Source organism: Accumulibacter sp., assembly GCF_032229525.1.
In the GTDB taxonomy this organism is placed as follows: Bacteria; Pseudomonadota; Gammaproteobacteria; order Burkholderiales; family Rhodocyclaceae; genus Accumulibacter.
The window spans coordinates 1-16,921 of record NZ_JAVTWB010000053.1 but is presented as its reverse complement, the minus strand read 5'-3'; the positions used below and the strand labels follow the sequence as shown (position 1 = coordinate 16,921).

The following is a 16,921-nucleotide window of genomic DNA, read 5'->3' as shown; positions in this document are numbered from 1 at the left end:
TAACCACACCTCGGCTGACCACCCCCGCTTGCGCGTTCGTCCAGCCACCTCGAGGCTGGCCTGATGCTTCGCTGCGGAAAGTTTGAACTTGCACTGACCCGCCCGCTGGTGATGGGCATCGTCAACCTGACACCGGACTCCTTTTCCGGTGACGGCTTGGCAACCGACACCGAGAGGGCAATCGCGCACGCGCGCCGGCAGATCGAGGCCGGTGCAGATCTGATTGACCTTGGCGCCGAGTCGTCGCGCCCGGGCGCTGTTCCGACAACAGAAAGCGAAGAGCTGCGACGCCTGATGCCCGTGCTCGCGGCACTCGGCGACTGCGGGGTGCCGATTTCGGTCGACACCTACAAGCCCGGCGTCATGCGTGCGGCCCTCGCCCAGGGCGCCTCGATGATCAATGACATCTACGCACTGCAAATGCCAGGCGCGATGGCGGCGGTGGCTGACAGCGACTGTGCGGTGTGCCTGATGCACATGCGAGGCGCACCACTGACCATGCAGGAGCAACCGGCTTATGGCGACGTCACCGCCGAAGTACAGGCCTTCCTCCGCACCCGCGTGGCTCTGGCCAGGGAGGCAGGGATAGCGAGCAATCGCCTGCTACTCGATCCGGGGTTTGGCTTCGGCAAGACGCTGGAACACAATCTGGAACTCTTGCGCCGCTTCGCCGAGTTGGCCTTTGACGACCTGCCGATGCTGGCCGGCATCTCGCGCAAGTCGATGCTTGGCGCGATTACCGCGCGAGCGGTAGAAAAACGACTGGCCGCCAGCATCACCGCAGCCTTGCTCGCTGCTCAACGCGGCGCGCGCGTTCTGCGCGTTCACGACGTTGCCGAGACCCGCGATGCTCTCGCCATCTGGCGCAGCATTGACGCCTCGTGACGGGCAAAGCTTGACATCCGTGCCGCAGTTGGCAGCGCCCTCGTCGGCGCTTGCGTAAAATGGCGAAGTCTTGATAGAGAACAACGGTCGACGGTTGTGCGACCAAGGGGAGAAAAATCGTGGGCAGAAAGTATTTTGGCACCGACGGTGTGCGTGGGCGTGTGGGCGAGAGTCCCATCACACCCGACTTTGCTATGCGTTTGGGTTATGCGACAGGGCGGGTACTCGCTGCGCATGATACCGAACGCAGGCACTTCAAGGCTGGCGAGCGCCCGGCCGTACTGATCGGCAAGGATACCCGCGTCTCCGGCTACATGCTGGAAGCAGCGCTCGAAGCGGGGTTTGCGGCTGCCGGCGTGGACGTCTGTCTGGTCGGGCCGATGCCGACGCCGGCCATCGCCTATCTGACCCGCGCCTTGCGCCTGCAGACGGGCATCGTGATTTCGGCGTCGCACAATCCCTACTACGATAACGGCATCAAGTTCTTTTCGGCGCGCGGCACCAAGCTGCCCGATGAGCTGGAATCAGAGATCGAAGCGGCGCTCGACGAACCGCTGGTTTGCGTGCCATCGGCCGCTCTCGGTCGCGCGCGGCGGATAGACGATGCGGATGGCCGTTACATCGAGTTCTGCAAGAGCACCTTCCCCTTCGAGCTTGATTTGCGGGGACTGAAAATCGTCGTCGATTGCGCGAACGGTGCCGCCTACCATATCGCCCCGCATGTGTTTCACGAACTCGGCGCCGAGGTGAGCAGCATCGGCACCGAGCCCAACGGCCTCAACATCAACCATGAGGTTGGCGCCACAGCGCCGGAGGCTTTGCGTCAGGCAGTCCTGGCTCAGGGTGCAGACATTGGCATCGCCCTCGACGGCGACGCTGACCGGGTGCTGATGGTCGACGCGGAAGGCAACCTTTACGATGGAGATCAACTGCTTTTTGCCGTCGTTCGCAGCCGCCAGCGGCGTGGTGCCGTGGCTGGCGTCGTGGGCACCCTGATGAGCAATCTCGCCCTCGAACACGCCTTCGCCGCCCTCAAGATACCGTTCGTTCGAGCAGCCGTCGGCGACCGCTACGTGATGGAAATGTTGGGGCAGAAGGGCTGGCTCTATGGCGGCGAAAACTCCGGCCACATCCTCTGCCTCGATCGGCACTCTACCGGGGATGGCATTGTCTCGGCCCTGCAGGTACTTTCCGCAATGCGGGAAGAAGGTGGCGATCTGCGCCAGTTGCTGGGCAGTCTGACGCTCTACCCGCAAAAGCTGATCAACGTGGCCCTGAGCAAGGGCTTCCCATGGCGAGACAACGCCTTGATCAAATCAGTGCAGGGCGAAGTCGAGCGAGATCTCAATGGCCGCGGTCGTGTACTTCTGCGTGCGTCGGGGACTGAACCACTGCTGCGCGTGATGATCGAGGGCGAGGATGCGCTGGTGGTCAACCAGGCAGCCGAGAAGCTGGCTGCTGCCGTGCGTCAAGCCGTCTCTTCGTGAAGCCTCCGAGAGGGGCACTGAGGCGTAAGCATCATTCGTCCCCCACCCACTCGTTCACACCGTACTCACGATCAAGCTTGTTCATGTACCGCGCGTACCACCAGATGATCGCCAGATAGATCAGTGGCGCGCCCTGGGCACCCATGTAGAAACCCAGCGGGAAACCCATGATCGTGATCTCGGCCAGATCTCGGGCGAAGAAACTGACGACAAAGGTGACCACGAACCACACCACCAGCAGCAGTGCGGTCATCTTTAGGTTGCGCTGCCAGTAATCGCGATGCTTTCGCCCGGTGCGCATCAGCACTCTCCAAGGGCTGACCGGCGAGCCCGCGCCCAGCCGCCAGCTCCGCCAAGAGTCGGCGGTGCGCTCACGAGCTTTCCAACTCGGGATAACGGACACTTTCGACAAAATCCTGCGTCGCCGCGCTCGGCGGCTGGCCAAACAGGCTGACCACGATGATCGTCACGAACCCGGCAGCAACGCCCCACACGCCAGCTGAAGTCGACTGAATTCCGAACCACGGCTCCATGCCGATTCCGTGAATGCCCAGCCAGGGGATGGTGTCGACCTGGACGCGGACCATGTAGTAGACGGTCGCCAGCAGGCCGATCACCATGCCGCTCACCGCACCTGCCGGATTGGCTCGCTTCCAGAAGATGCCCAGAATCAGCGCCGGGAAGAAAGCGGCGCCGGCCAGCGAAAACGCCCAGGCGACCATCGACAGAATGGTCGCCGGCTTCTGCGAGGCAACGGTGGCCGCCAGCACCGCGACCACCAGCAACAGGGACTTGGAAACGACCAGCCGCCATTGTGTGGTCGCGTTGGGGCGGAAGATCTTGTAATAGACATCGTGTGACAAGGCACTGGCAATGGTCAGCAGCAAGCCGTCAGCGGTAGACAGCGCGGCGGCGAGCGCACCCGCAGCGACCAGGCCGGAAATGACATAGGGCAAACCGGCGATTTCCGGCGTCGCCAGGAGAATCACGTCGGGATTGAGCGCCAGTTCGACCAGTTGCAGGAGGCCGTCGCCATTGACATCCTCGATCGACACCAGGCCCACCTTTCCCCAGGCGCTTACCCAGACCGGCAGCTGTGCTATCGATGAGCCGATCAGAGTGGAGTAGATCTCGTACTTGACGAACACGGCATAAGCCGGCGCCGTCAGGTACAGCGCCAGGATAAAGAGCAGTGACCAGAACACCGAAGTGCGTGCCTCGCGCACGCTTGGCGTGGTGTAGTAGCGCATCAGCACATGCGGCAAGGCCGCCGTACCCACCATCAGACAGAACACCAGACTGAGGAAATTCAGCCGCGCCGTGTCGCTGACCGCCTCACCCTCTCCGGGGAACGGCGTCATGTGGTGTTCGGGGTCCGCACCGCGCTGTGCCGCCTGTTGCATCAGGCTGGCCCAGTAGCTGCGGGCACCTTCGCTGGTATTCGGCAACTCCCGCCGTTCGCGCTCCACGGCAACGACCTCGCGCATCTGCGCGTTGTCGCTCTTCAGATCCTTGATTTGCTCTGTCAGACGAAGCCTCTCGTCGTCGAGCGATTGTGGCAAGGTGAGGATTCGCTCGTGGTAGCCCTCAGCACGTTCGCGAAAGACCCGGCGCGCGTCGACTTCGGCGGGGTCTTTGAAGATCTTCTCCTCGAGAACCTGCACTTTCTGCAGCACCTGACCATAGGTCAGTTGCGGCACGGGAATACCGGTGACCTGATACGAGAGAATGGTCACCGGCACCAGATAGGCAACGATCAGGATTGCGTACTGAGCTACCTGCGTCCAGGTCACCGCGCGCATGCCGCCAAGAAATGAGCACACCAGGATCCCCGCCAGACCCACGAACACGCCAATCTCGAACTGCAGGCCAACAAAACGGCTGGTGATCAGCCCGACCCCGTAGATCTGCGCCACAACATAAACGAAGGATGCCAGCACGGTAGCGAAGACACCGACCAGGCGCGCCGCGTTGCCGCCATAGCGCGCAGCGAGAAAATCGGGGATGGTGTATTGCCCAAACCGGCGTAGATACGGCGCCAGCAACAGGGCGACGAGCACGTAGCCGCCGGTCCAACCCATGACATACGCCAGCCCCTGGTAACCCGAGAGATAGAGCGTCCCGGCCAGACCCATGAAGGATGCCGCGCTCATCCAGTCGGCGCCGGTGGCCATGCCGTTGAAGATCGCCGGCACGCGCCGGCCGGCAACGTAGTATTCCGAAACGCTCGCCGTTCTCGCCAGCACGCCGATCGTCGCGTACAGGAAGATGGTCAGGAAGAGGAAGGAATAGCCGATCCAGCGCGGCGGCAGGCCAAAGCGCTCGAGCGCCGCCAGCACCACAATGAAAATGAAAAAGCCCGCCGTATAGATAGCGTAGTAGCGACGTAGCGGAACGGTAGTGTAGTCGGCCATCGCGGTTCGCCCACCTAGGCGCTCTGATACAGGTGGCGATGTGCTTTTTCCAGCCCCAGCAGGCTCGTCGGCGTCTCGAAGCCCGTGCGCGCCGCACGGGCAATGGTGATCTGCAGCAGCATGGCCGTGGCGTAGGCATCTGAAACGGCGTTGTGACGCTCGATACTGTCGACACCGAAATGGGTGAGCCAGCTATCCATGCGCGCCTGCGCATCGCCCATCTCACGAAAGAGACTGCCCATGACCCACGCCAGATCGATCCACGGCAGGCGCAGCTCGATTCCCAGCGACTCGGCGATCGCGCGTTCGATTCGTCGGGTGGCGAAGGAAGCGTGATACGCCACCAGCGGCGCCTTGCCGACAAAAGCCAGGAATGCCAGCAGTGCGTCGGCCCGCTGCTCGCTGCTCGCGTGCTGCGCGAGCGCCTGCCCAGCCGCGTGCGTCGGGTAAGCCGTATGGGCGTCGGTGACGACGACCTGAAGAGCCTGCTGGAAATCGATCAAGCCGTCGACCAGGGCCAAGGCACCGATCGAGCCCAGGGGGTCGCTCTGCCAATCGGAACCGACGGTTTCCACGTCGACCACCACGTAGCGGCTACGATAGTGCGAACGACCCATGTCCGGGACCGGCAAGCTGCGCCACGCGGCAAGCAACGCCTTCTGCCTGACAGTCAGGCCCTCACGCGAACTTTCGGGGCCGCCAAGTAGTCGTGAAAGCCAGACCATGATCAGACCTGGTAGTCGAGTTTCAGGCGTGCTTGCAACTTGCGTGCCTGACGGAACGACTCCTTGAGAATCCGCCGTTCAATTTCGTTCAATTCGTCCGGCCTGATCAGATTGTCGCCTTCGCGCCCGTGTTCCTGCTCGAAATGCTGGTGCCGCAAGCGCAGGATCTGAATGAAATTGAATCCCTCGACGATTGCCGCCACCTCATCCGGAGAGATGTTCATCAGGACACTGGCGCGCTTGAGACGGGCGACAGTGTTGGTCGCCTCCACCTGGTGCGCCAGGGCAAAAAGGCGTGCCACATCGGTAAACAGGCGAACCCCGTATTTCTTCAGGTCGATGGTTCCGGGATGCTCGGGATCGGCGCCGGTCACGAAGTCACGTATCCTGCCGAGCGGCGGCGCAACGCCAACCGCGTTCTCCGCCAGCATGTGCAGGAATAGCGGGTTGCCCTGCGCCTGTCGCAGCAGTAGCAAGCGCATCCGGTGCGCCAGATGGAAGCGCCCGTAGAGTGGCCGGAAGTCAAAGAAGATCGTCGCGTTCAGCAAAGCCAGCGGTTCCGGCGTACGAATCCAGTGCGCAAACTTCTCCTCCCACTCCTCGAGGGTCAGGCACAGATCCGGGTTGCTGGCCATGATGTTCCCCTTGCACAGAGGGAAGCCACATTGGTCGAGATCACGGTTAACGTCTCTGGCGAACTCGAGAAAGCGCAACTGTGTCTGCTCGCGATCCATGATATCGGTGCAGATGAAGACGATTCCGTTGTCCTGGTCGGTGGTGAAGGTCTGTTCGTCGCGCCCCTCCGAACCGAAGGACAGCCATGCCCAGTCGATGCCGTAGAAGTCATGGCGATCCAGATTGAGCTCGATGATCCGGCGCGTCACAGCGTCGTTCAAGGTCGAAATGAAGCGGGTGATCTCGTGCGCCCCACCGCCTTCGGTCAGCATCGTCAGCGCCAACTGGCGGACGTCTTCGCGGGCGTGCCGGAGCACCTCGATGCTGGCGGCCGAATCGATGGCGTGACGAATCTGTCGCAGGCCAGCCCCCTGCAACTTGAACAGGTCGCGTTCCGAAACCACGCCTTTCAGCCGTCCGCCCTCGTCCACCGCCAACACGTGCCGGATGCGGTGCATGGCCATGGCCAATGCCGCATCGTGGGCGTTGGCTGCCAGCGGCAAGGTCTGTGGCGTTGGCGACATCACCGATTCGATTGGCTGGTCCAGCGACAGGCCCGGCAGAACGATGCGCTTCAGGACGTCCGAGAGGGTGAAGATGCCGACCGGGTGCTGCTCGCTATCGACGACGACCATCGAACCAAGGTGCTGGCTGGCCATCAACTCGACCACCTGGCGGACCGACGTTTCCAGCCCTACCGAGACCGGTTCGCGCGAGACAATCGTCGCCAGCGACGAGTTCATGGTCTTTTGTTCGGCTGCGCGCTGGGCGAACTGCAGCTGCAGCTGCTGCTGCGACTGTCTGAGCAGACCGGCGATGTATTGCGTGCAGAAGAGATTGAAAGCCGTGCTCTTCTGGGTCAGGCTGAAGAAATCTTCCGCTGAAAGTTCGTAGCAAAAGACATCCTCACGAACAATATAGGCACCGATCGTTTCACGCTGTGCCATCAACGCGCCGATCGAGAAGCACTGACCGGGGCCCAGGGTGATCGACGACGACACCGCGCTGCTGGCAAGTGCGCTTCGCTCGACCTGCACCCTGCCGCTTTGCACGATATAGAGAGTACGCGCGACGCCCATCTCGCTCGCCAGAATCCGCGCGCCTTTCGGGTAATGGCCAAGCTTGATCCGCTCGGCGAGAAAGCGCAGCGATTCCGCCTCCATTCGGTCGAACGGCGGATAGGCGCGGAGCCACTCGATACATGCCGAGACCAGCAGTTCAGTCGCACTGTTGCCCATGGCCCCCTGCTCCCCCGTCGATACAAATGAACAGGCCGGCACATGGCGCGCCGGCCTGAAAGTCGGGTCCGGATCGCTCGCCATGAGCTACGGTTCGGCAGGCACGACCATCACCTTGCAGTGGTCGCCCCGGCCACGCAGCCCGGCTTTTCAGCGAAACGCCGGACTGCTTGCGGCTGTCGATCAGCCCTTCAGCTGCTCGAGGATCGCCGGATTCTCGAGCGTCGAGATATCCTGTGCGACCGTCTCACCCTTGGCCAACGAGCGCAGCAGGCGGCGCATGATCTTGCCGGAACGTGTCTTGGGCAGATTCTCGCCAAAGCGCAGATCCTTCGGCTTGGCAATCGGACCAATCTCGCGGCCGACGTGATCCTGCAGCTCCTTGATCATCTTCTTCGCCGCATCGCCGGTTGGCCGCGGACCCTTGAGCACGACGAAGGCGCAGATCGCTTCGCCGGTCAGATCATCCGGGCGACCGACCACTGCCGCTTCGGCGACCATCGGGTGCGAGACCAGAGCGGATTCGATTTCCATCGTCCCCATGCGGTGACCGGAAACGTTCAGCACATCGTCGATGCGCCCGGTAATCGTGAAGTAACCGGTATTGACATCGCGTATCGAGCCGTCGCCAGCCAGGTACAGCTTGCCGTTGAAATCAGCCGGGTAATACGATTTCTTGAAACGCTCGGGATCGCCCCAGATGTTGCGGATCATCGCCGGCCAGGGTTTCTTGACCACCAACAGACCACCCTTGCCCCAGTCCAGTTCGGTACCGGTTTCGTCCACCACCGCCGCCTGAATACCCGGGAATGGCAAGGTGCATGAACCCGGCACCATCGGCGTCACGCCTGGCAGCGGGGTGATCATGTGGCCGCCGGTCTCGGTCTGCCAGAAGGTGTCCACGATCGGGCAGCGACCACCACCCACACTGTCGTAGTACCACTGCCAGGCGGCCGGATTGATCGGCTCGCCAACCGTACCCAGCAGGCGCAGCGATGACAGATCGTACTGGGTTGGCGCAACGGCGGGGTTGACGTCGGCGGCCTTGACCAGTGAGCGGATTGCCGTCGGCGCGGTATAGAAGATATTGACCTTGTGGTCCTGGATCATCTTCCAGAAACGGCCCGCATCCGGATAGGTCGGGATGCCCTCGAAGACCATCTCGGTCGAGCCACAGGCCAGCGGTCCGTAGGTGATATAGGTATGGCCGGTTACCCAGCCAATGTCCGCGGTACACCAGAAGAGATCCTCGGGCTTGATGTCGAAGGTCCACTTCATGGTCAGGATGGCATGCAGCAGGTAACCGCCTGTTGAATGCTGAACGCCCTTCGGCTTGCCGGTCGATCCCGAGGTGTACAGGATGAACAGCGGATGCTCGGCGTCGACCCACTCCGGCTCACAAACGTCGGACTGGCCGGCGATGGCGTCGTGCCACCAGATGTCACGCCCGGCGACCATGTTGCACGTACCCCCGGTGCGCTGGTAGACGATGACGTTCTTGATCGACTCGCAGCCACCCAGGGCAATACCCTCGTCGACGGCCGGCTTGAGCGGGATCTTCTTGCCACCGCGACACTGCTCGTCGGCAGTGATCACCGCCACCGCACCCGCGTCGTTGATCCGGTCACGCACCGACTGCGCCGAGAAGCCACCAAAGACGACCGAGTGAATGGCGCCGATGCGCGCGCAGGCCTGCATGGCGATGATGCCTTCGACACCCATCGACATGTAGATGACCACCCGATCGCCCTTCTTGATGCCACGCGCCCGCAGGGCGTTGGCGAAATGACAGACCCGGCTCAACAAGTCCTTGTAGGTGATCCGCTGGACCTCGCCGTCGTCAGCTTCGAAAACGATCGCCACCTTGTCGCCGAGACCAGCTTCGACGTTGCGGTCCAGACAGTTGTACGAAACGTTGAGGGTGCCGTCGGCAAACCACTTGAAGAACGGGGCGTTGGACTCGTCGAGCACCTGCGTAAACGGCGTCTTCCAGGAGACATGTTCGCGGGCCAGACGACCCCAGAAACCCGTGTAATCCTTTTCAGCCTCGGCACACAGCGCCTTGTACGCGTCCATGCCGGAAATTGTCGCTTTTTTGACAAACTCGGCGGAAGGCTCAAAAAACGTTACGGCTTCACTCTGTGACATGTGCCATCTCCTGTGCAGTATTTGTTAGGGGATTCAAGAAGTCGATGCGGCGAGGCGCATCGTGAACCCGGCGTCCGTGACCTCCGCGTCGCGGAGCACCGATCATACGCTTTGCAGCAGCGCCCGGTATCACGCCGACCGTCCAGATTAAACGCTGCCAATCTTACACACCACTTACGCCACGCGCCCCCGGCGCCACCAAAAGTGGCTGCCCTTTGGTGCTAAAATCGGCCCTCCCAAACGTTCCCAGCTGAATGGAAATGACCAATCCGAACCCGACCGTAGACAAACTCGAGATATTCATCTTCTGGAGCCGATGGCTGCAGGCGCCACTTTACCTGGGGCTGATCATCGCCCAGGGCGTCTATGTCTACCTGTTCATGCTCGAGCTGTCGCACCTCATTCAGAACCTGTTCTTCAGCGTCACGCGCATCAACGAAACCGAGGTCATGCTGATCGTTCTCGGCCTGATCGACGTGGTGATGATCGCCAACCTGCTGATCATGGTGATCATCGGCGGCTATGAGACCTTCGTCTCGCGGCTCAATCTCGAGGGACACCCCGACCAGCCGGAATGGCTGTCGCACGTCAATGCCGGGGTACTCAAGATCAAGCTGTCGACGGCGATCATCGGCATCTCCTCGATTCATCTGCTGAAGACCTTCATCAACGCCCCGAACATGGACGAGCACACCATGAAGTGGCAGGTAATCATCCATGTGGTGTTTTTGCTTTCGGCCCTGGCAATGGTCTGGGTCGACCGGGTGATGACCCAGACACTGGCCATGAGCAAAGCCCAGCACGGCGCGCGGCACTGACCAAACACCCGCGGCGGCTCGCGCAATCAATCGCCGCCCCAACCGGAGAGACCCTGAAATGACCACTATCAAGCAGGAAGATTTCATCCAGAGCGTCGCCGACGCGTTTCAGTACATCAGCTACTATCACCCGCTCGACTACATCAAGGCGCTCGGCGCCGCCTACGAGCGCGAGCAGAGCCCGGCTGCCAAGGATGCAATCGCCCAGATCCTCACCAACAGCCGCATGTGCGCCGAAGGCCATCGCCCGATCTGCCAGGACACCGGTATCGCGGTGATCTTCCTCAAGGTCGGCATGGACCTGAAATGGGACGCGACGCTGTCGGTCCAGGAAATGTGTGACGAGGGGGTGCGCCGGGCCTACAACAACCCGGACAACAAGCTGCGCGCCTCGGTGCTGCTGGATCCGGCCGGCGCGCGCAAGAACTCGCGCGACAACACGCCGGCGGTGGTGCATTACGAGATCGTTCCCGGCCACCACCTGGAAGTGATCTGTGCCGCCAAGGGCGGTGGTTCGGAAAACAAGTCCAAGTTCTACGCCCTCAACCCCTCCGACTCAATCGTCGACTGGGTGCTCAAGACGGTGCCGACGATGGGCGCTGGCTGGTGCCCGCCGGGGATTCTCGGCATCGGCATCGGCGGCACGCCCGAGAAGGCGATGCTGCTGGCCAAGGAATCGCTGATGGCGCCGGTCGACATCCACGAGCTGATCGCCCGCGGCGCCAGTAACCGCGTCGAGGAACTGCGCCTCGAGCTGTACGAAAAGGTCAACGCGCTGGGCATCGGTGCGCAAGGCCTGGGCGGCCTGACCACCGTTCTCGACGTCAAGATCCTCGACTACCCGACGCATGCCGCCAGCCTGCCGGTGGCGATGATCCCGAACTGTGCGGCGACTCGCCACGCGCACTTCCATCTCGATGGTTCCGGGCCGGCAACGCTGACCCCGCCCGACCTCGACCAGTGGCCCAAGGTCAACTGGACGCCGAACACCGAAACCTCGACGCGGGTCAATCTCGACACCCTGACGCCGGCCGAGGTTGCCTCCTGGAAACCGGGACAGACGCTGCTACTCAACGGCAAGATGCTGACCGGCCGCGATGCGGCGCACAAGCGCATCCAGGACATGCTCGCCAAGGGCGAGAAATTGCCGGTCGACTTCACCAACCGGGTGATCTACTACGTTGGTCCGGTCGACCCGGTGCGCGACGAAGTGGTCGGCCCGGCGGGTCCGACGACCGCCACACGGATGGACAAGTTCACCGAGATGATGCTCGCCGAGACCGGCCTGATCTCGATGGTCGGCAAGGCCGAGCGCGGCCCGGCCGCCATCGAAGCGATCAAGAAGCACAAATCGGCGTATCTGATGGCCGTCGGCGGTGCCGCCTACCTGGTCGCCAAAGGGATCAGGACCGCCAGAGTCGCCGGCTTTGCCGATCTCGGCATGGAGGCGATCTACGAATTCGAGGTCAAGGACATGCCGGTCACCGTGGCCGTCGATTCCACCGGCACCTCCGTGCACAACACCGGGCCGAAGGAGTGGCAGGCCAAAATCGGCAAGATCCCGGTCGCCGTCGCCTGAGCATCCTGACGTGAAAGGCAACCGGGTGACCGGACGCCCACCGGCGCCGGGCTACCCGCGGCTCGGCGTATGGCGGTCGATAGGCCGCCCTCGCCCGCTGGCCGTCGACTCGAACGCGCCTGTTACAGCGCTCCGCATCGACCGCCAGGGCCGATGATCGGCGTTTTCGATAGCGGCCTCGGCGGCCTGTCGGTCCTCGCCGCCATCGCCCGCGCGTTGCCGCAGGCCGACCTGGTGTACTTCGCCGACACCGCGCACCTGCCCTACGGCGACAAGGACGATGCCTTCATTCGCCGTCGGGTGTTGGCCATCGGCAGTCATCTCATCGAGCGCGGCTGTGGCGTCGTCGTCGTCGCCTGCAACACCGCCACCGCGGCGGCCGTCGCCGCCTTTCGCGAACTGGTTCCCGAGCTGCCGGTGGTCGGCGTCGAACCCGGCGTCAAGCCGGCTGCCGCCGCCTCGCGCAGCGGCCGCATCGCGGTCCTGGCGACGGCATCGACGGCACGCAGCCAGCGCCTGGCAACGCTGATCCAACTGCACGCCGGCGCCGTCCAGGTCGACGTCGAACCCTGTCACGGCTGGGCCACCCGCGTCGAAACCCTGCACCTCGACGACCCCGACTTCGCCGAGGAAGCGCGCCTGCACCTCGCCCCGCTGCTCGCCGCCGGCGCCGACCAGATCGTCCTCGGCTGTACGCACTACGCCTTCCTGCGCCCGGTTCTCGAACCGATCGTCGCCAATCGCGCGACCCTGGTCGATGTCGCCGAGGCGGTTGCCCGTCAATGCGTGCGCCTGGCGGGCCCGTTGGCCAACGGACGCGGTCGACTCGAACTGCTCGCCACCGCCGACCCGGAACGACTGCAAGCGGCGCTCCCCGCACTCGGCCTGAGCTGGCTCGGCAGCCGTCTGAGCGACCCCGCGCGCCTGGCGCTCGCCTGAACATGGATAGCCCAACTGGCACCTCGCCGCCGCCGGCGGTGGCGGTCATCGGCGGCGGGCCAGCCGGCCTGATGGCGGCCGAAGTGCTCAGCCGCGGCGGCATCAGCGTCGACGTCTACGACGCCATGCCCTCGGTCGGGCGCAAGCTGCTGATGGCCGGCAAGGGTGGCCTGAACATCACACACGCCGAACCTGGCGAAGAATTCGGCAAGCGTTACGCTGCGCGACAGGCGGAAATCACGCCGCTACTCGACGCTTTCGGTCCTTCCGCCTTACGCGAGTGGGTGCATGGCCTCGGCGTGGACACCTTCGTTGGCAGCTCCGGTCGCGTCTTCCCGAGCGACATGAAAGCCGCGCCGCTGCTGCGAGCCTGGCTGCACCGACTACGGGCCGCTGGCGTGCGCTTCCATATGCGCCACCGCTGGTGCGGCTGGACACAGAGCAGCGACGGCAGTCTCAAGCTGTCGTTTGCCACGCCACAGGGCGAGCAGCAGCATCCGGTGCAGGCGGTCGTGCTGGCGCTGGGTGGCGGCAGCTGGGCCCGGCTCGGTTCGGACGGACGCTGGTTCGCACTCCTCGAAGGAGCGGGCGTCGCGCTGGCGCCGCTGCGGCCGGCCAACTGCGGCTTCGATGCGGCCTGGAGCCAACATCTTCGCGAGCGCTTTGCCGGCCAGCCGATCAAGGCCGTCAGCGCGTCCTGTATCAGCCCGGACGGTGTCGTTCATCGTCGACGGGGCGAGTTCATGCTCACCGCCAACGGCGTCGAGGGTGGCCTGGTCTATGCCCTCTCCGCCGCCTTGCGCGACACCATCGATGCGCATGGCTCGGCGACGCTGCTGGTCGACCTGCTGCCCGAGCACACAGCGGCACGCGTGCTCGCCGAAGTGGCGCGACCGCGCGGCGCACGCTCGCTGTCCAGCCACCTGCAGAGCCGCCTGCAACTGAAAGGCGCCAAGATGGTGCTGCTGCGCGAATGCCTGGCGGCTGATCACTTCGCCGACCCCGAGCGCCTCGCTGCGGCGATCAAGGCCCTGCCGCTACACCTGCTCGCCACTCGCCCGCTGGACGAGGCGATCAGCAGCGCTGGCGGGGTCTGCTTCGAGTCGCTCGACGAGCAAATGATGCTCAGGGATCATCCCGGCGTCTTCTGCACCGGCGAAATGCTCGACTGGGAAGCACCGACCGGCGGCTATCTGCTCACCGCCTGCCTGGCCAGCGGCCACGCCGCCGGCCGTGGCGCGCTCGCCTGGCTCAAAAAGGCGACGCACGCCGCGCCCGAGGCGGCCGCCCCGGCCCCAGCAGCCGCGGCGGAGGGTCACCATGAGTAGCCCGCAACGAGCCAGCATCCATGAGTGGGCAGCCTGGATCCTGGCGCTGCTGGCAATGCTGACGATCATCCAGGTGCGTTTGTTGCCGGCCCTGATTGCCGGGCTGCTGGTCTATCAGCTGGTCCATGTCCTGGCGCCGTTCTTTGCCCAGCACCTGTCGAGCAGCCGTGCCAGAGAAATCGCCGTCGGCCTGCTGGCCCTACTGGTCTGCGGCGCGGTGACCGCGGCGGTATTCGGCATCATCGCCTTCATGAGCAGCGAGCACGGCAGTCTGGCCGCTCTGCTGGCGAAAATGGCCGAGATCATCGAGGGCTCGCGCGCCGCCATGCCCACCTGGCTGGCCGAGATCCTGCCAAGTGGCAGCGAGGCCATCCGCGAGCGCGCCGGGCACTGGCTGCGCGAACATTCGAGCGACCTGCAGGTAATCGGCAAGGAAAGCACCCATCTGCTGGTTCACCTCCTGATCGGCATGATCATCGGCGCCATGGCTTCGCTGCGCGAGGCTGCAGACCCCGAAAGCATGGGTCCGCTGGCGCGCGCGCTCGCCGAAAGGGTCTTTCGCCTCGGTGAGGCTTTCCGCAGGGTGGTCTTCGCGCAGGTCCGCATCTCCGCGCTGAACACCGTGTTTACCGCGCTCTACCTGGCGGTGGTGCTACCGCTCTTTGGCGTGCACCTGCCGCTGACCAAGACGATGATCCTGGTCACCTTCATCGCCGGCCTGCTGCCGGTGGTCGGCAACCTGATCTCCAATTCGGTGATCTTCGTCGTCAGCCTGGCCCATTCCCCGGGGGTGGCGATGTCCTCGCTGGCCTTTCTGGTGCTCATCCACAAGCTCGAGTACTTCCTCAACGCGCGCATCGTCGGCGCCGAGATCAGAGCCAAGGCCTGGGAACTGCTGACCGCGATGCTGGTCATGGAGAGCATCTTCGGCCTGGCTGGCCTCGCCGCCGCGCCGATCTGCTATGCCTGGCTGAAGGACGAACTGGCCAGTCGAGAGCTGATCTGACAGGGCGGGTCGAACCTACCCGGTAGTGGTGGACTCCCCGCCATCGCGGCTAGTCCTGATCGGCAGATCGTCGGCCGGCAGCGCGTCGTCCCGCTCTCGCTGCAGCGACGCCCGATCGAGCGCTTTGGCTGAGCAGCAGGCCCTGGCGAGGGATTCGTTCAGGCCCCGTTCACCGCTGGTGGGTAGAATGCTTGCAAGCGATAGGGAAGGGGAATCAAGGTGCTTTTGCAGACCGGTCATATTGGCAGCACCGCCGCCATCCGGGTGATCGTTCGGGACGTTTCGCCGAGGGAGCAGCAGGCTGACTTCACGCCATGTTCGCCCGTGGAAGGCGTCGGGTCCTGGCGCCGATCGTCCTCAGCCTGGCACCCTTCGCCCTGCCGCACACTCATCCCGCGGGCCGACAGGACAATCTGACCGGCAACCGCTTGCGCAACCCCTGGCCATCTGGCCGACATCCCCGTGAAGGTATCCGAGTAATGGAAAGCACCGCCCCCCTTCCCCCGTCGCTGCTACGCTACGCCTGGCTATCGATTGCGGCGGCCATTGCCACCATTCTGTTGAAGGCCGTGGCCTGGTCGCTGACCGGTTCGGTCGGGCTATTGTCCGACGCCATCGAGTCATTCGTGAACCTCGCCGGAGCGTTGATGGCGCTCTGGATGTTGACCCTCGCGGCGCGCCCTGCGGACGACGATCACGCCTACGGCTACAGCAAGGCGGAATACTTCTCCAGTGCTTTCGAGGGCTTCCTGATCCTGCTGGCGGCAGTCAGCATCGGCTACACGGCCGCTGTCCGCCTGGTCAGCCCGCAGCCGCTCGAAGCAGTGGGGCTCGGCCTGCTGGTCTCCGTGGTCGCCTCGATCATCAATTTTGCGACCGCGCGAACCCTGATGGCGGTGGGCCGCGAACACAATTCGATCACTCTGGAAGCTGACGCGCATCACCTGATGACCGACGTGTGGACCTCGGCGGGGGTCATTGCCGGCGTCGGCCTGGTCTGGCTGACCGGCTGGCTGTGGCTCGATCCGGTGATCGCCCTGCTGGTGGCGGCGAACATCGTGTGGACCGGTCTGCAACTGATGCGACGTTCGGCCGCCGGGCTGATGGACGTCTCCTTGCCAGCCGAGAAGCTTGAGCAGATCGAAGCGTTGTTGGCAGGCTATCGCCAACAGGGGCTGGATTTCCATGCCCTGCGCACCCGCCAGTCAGGCAGCCGTACCTTCGTCGTCCTGCACGTGCTGGTACCGGGGCACTGGACGGTGCAGGAAGGTCACACCTGGGCCGAGCGCATCGAGATGGAGATTCACCAGTTCTTGCCGCGCGCGCACGTCACGACCCACCTGGAGCCGTTGGAGGACCCCGTGTCAATGGACGACCAGGAGCTTGACCGACCGCGATTCTGAACAGCGCAGCGGCGAGCGGCGACATTTTTCCCGTATGAATCTCGAATCCGGCTATCCTTTGTATTCGACTATCTATTTATTTACCAATTCATACCCATGTCGCCGCACGCTGAAACCATCCGCACGCGACTATCCGGTCGGCCACTGTCCGCGCGCCAACTGATTGAAAGTGTGGGTGTCAGTCAGCCAACGATCTCCCGCGCGCTGACCGAGCTTGGCGACGAAGTCATACGCATAGGAGCGGCGCGATCAATTCAATACACGCTACGCGATAGC

13 protein-coding genes are annotated in these 16,921 nt (G+C 63.6%); 8 read left to right on the top strand and 5 right to left on the bottom strand.

All coding sequences use genetic code 11. The features are described 5' to 3' along the window. Positions 1 to 63 precede the first annotated feature (63 nt). Together folP and glmM are read left to right on the top strand one after the other, a co-directional pair. Entirely contained in the window at positions 64 to 885 is an 822-nt protein-coding gene (gene folP / locus RUW20_RS03770; protein WP_313950864.1) for a dihydropteroate synthase, read from the top strand. A 119-nt stretch (positions 886 to 1,004) separates the two neighbouring features. Then, positions 1,005 to 2,372, top strand: coding sequence for a phosphoglucosamine mutase (glmM, locus tag RUW20_RS03765; protein ID WP_313950863.1), 1,368 nt, complete (start codon positions 1,005 to 1,007; stop codon positions 2,370 to 2,372). Between the two features lie 31 nt (positions 2,373 to 2,403). Here glmM and RUW20_RS03760 read toward each other — a convergent pair whose 3' ends face one another. From RUW20_RS03760 to acs, 5 genes are all read right to left on the bottom strand, one after another. Beyond that, on the bottom strand, positions 2,404 to 2,673 hold the full coding sequence (locus RUW20_RS03760; RefSeq protein ID WP_313950862.1) for a DUF4212 domain-containing protein: 270 nt from the start codon (positions 2,671 to 2,673) through the stop codon (positions 2,404 to 2,406). Positions 2,674 to 2,743: 70 nt separating this feature from the next. Beyond that, on the bottom strand, positions 2,744 to 4,786 hold the full coding sequence (locus RUW20_RS03755; protein ID WP_313950860.1) for a sodium:solute symporter family protein: 2,043 nt from the start codon (positions 4,784 to 4,786) through the stop codon (positions 2,744 to 2,746). A 14-nt stretch (positions 4,787 to 4,800) separates the two neighbouring features. Then, positions 4,801 to 5,511 carry a 3'-5' exonuclease gene (locus RUW20_RS03750; RefSeq protein ID WP_313950859.1) on the bottom strand — a complete coding sequence of 237 codons (711 nt, stop codon included), beginning with the start codon at positions 5,509 to 5,511 and terminating at the stop codon, positions 4,801 to 4,803. A 2-nt stretch (positions 5,512 to 5,513) separates the two neighbouring features. Beyond that, positions 5,514 to 7,424 (bottom strand): DUF294 nucleotidyltransferase-like domain-containing protein, encoded by a 1,911-nt coding sequence (locus RUW20_RS03745; RefSeq protein WP_313950858.1) that lies wholly within the window; start codon positions 7,422 to 7,424, stop codon positions 5,514 to 5,516. Positions 7,425 to 7,607: 183 nt separating this feature from the next. After that, positions 7,608 to 9,572, bottom strand: coding sequence for an acetate--CoA ligase (acs, locus tag RUW20_RS03740; protein WP_313950857.1), 1,965 nt, complete (start codon positions 9,570 to 9,572; stop codon positions 7,608 to 7,610). Positions 9,573 to 9,832: 260 nt separating this feature from the next. Here acs and RUW20_RS03735 point away from each other — a divergent pair, with 260 nt between their 5' ends. From RUW20_RS03735 to RUW20_RS03710, 6 genes are all read left to right on the top strand, one after another. After that, positions 9,833 to 10,390: a TIGR00645 family protein gene (locus RUW20_RS03735; RefSeq protein ID WP_313950856.1), complete on the top strand. Its 558-nt coding sequence runs from the start codon at positions 9,833 to 9,835 to the stop codon at positions 10,388 to 10,390. A gap of 58 nt (positions 10,391 to 10,448) precedes the next feature. Further along, on the top strand, positions 10,449 to 11,969 hold the full coding sequence (locus RUW20_RS03730) for a fumarate hydratase (RefSeq protein ID WP_313950855.1): 1,521 nt from the start codon (positions 10,449 to 10,451) through the stop codon (positions 11,967 to 11,969). A 153-nt stretch (positions 11,970 to 12,122) separates the two neighbouring features. Then, a complete protein-coding gene (gene murI, locus RUW20_RS03725) occupies positions 12,123 to 12,908 on the top strand; it encodes a glutamate racemase (protein WP_313950854.1) in 786 nt (261 codons plus the stop codon). Positions 12,909 to 12,910: 2 nt separating this feature from the next. Next, entirely contained in the window at positions 12,911 to 14,236 is a 1,326-nt protein-coding gene (locus RUW20_RS03720) for a TIGR03862 family flavoprotein (protein ID WP_313950853.1), read from the top strand. Further along, positions 14,229 to 15,242 carry an AI-2E family transporter gene (locus RUW20_RS03715; RefSeq protein WP_313950852.1) on the top strand — a complete coding sequence of 338 codons (1,014 nt, stop codon included), beginning with the start codon at positions 14,229 to 14,231 and terminating at the stop codon, positions 15,240 to 15,242. Before RUW20_RS03720 ends, RUW20_RS03715 begins: the two co-directional genes overlap by 8 nt. Before the next feature lie 479 nt (positions 15,243 to 15,721). Continuing rightward, positions 15,722 to 16,645: a cation diffusion facilitator family transporter gene (locus RUW20_RS03710; protein ID WP_313950851.1), complete on the top strand. Its 924-nt coding sequence runs from the start codon at positions 15,722 to 15,724 to the stop codon at positions 16,643 to 16,645. The last annotated feature ends 276 nt before the right edge of the window (positions 16,646 to 16,921 follow it).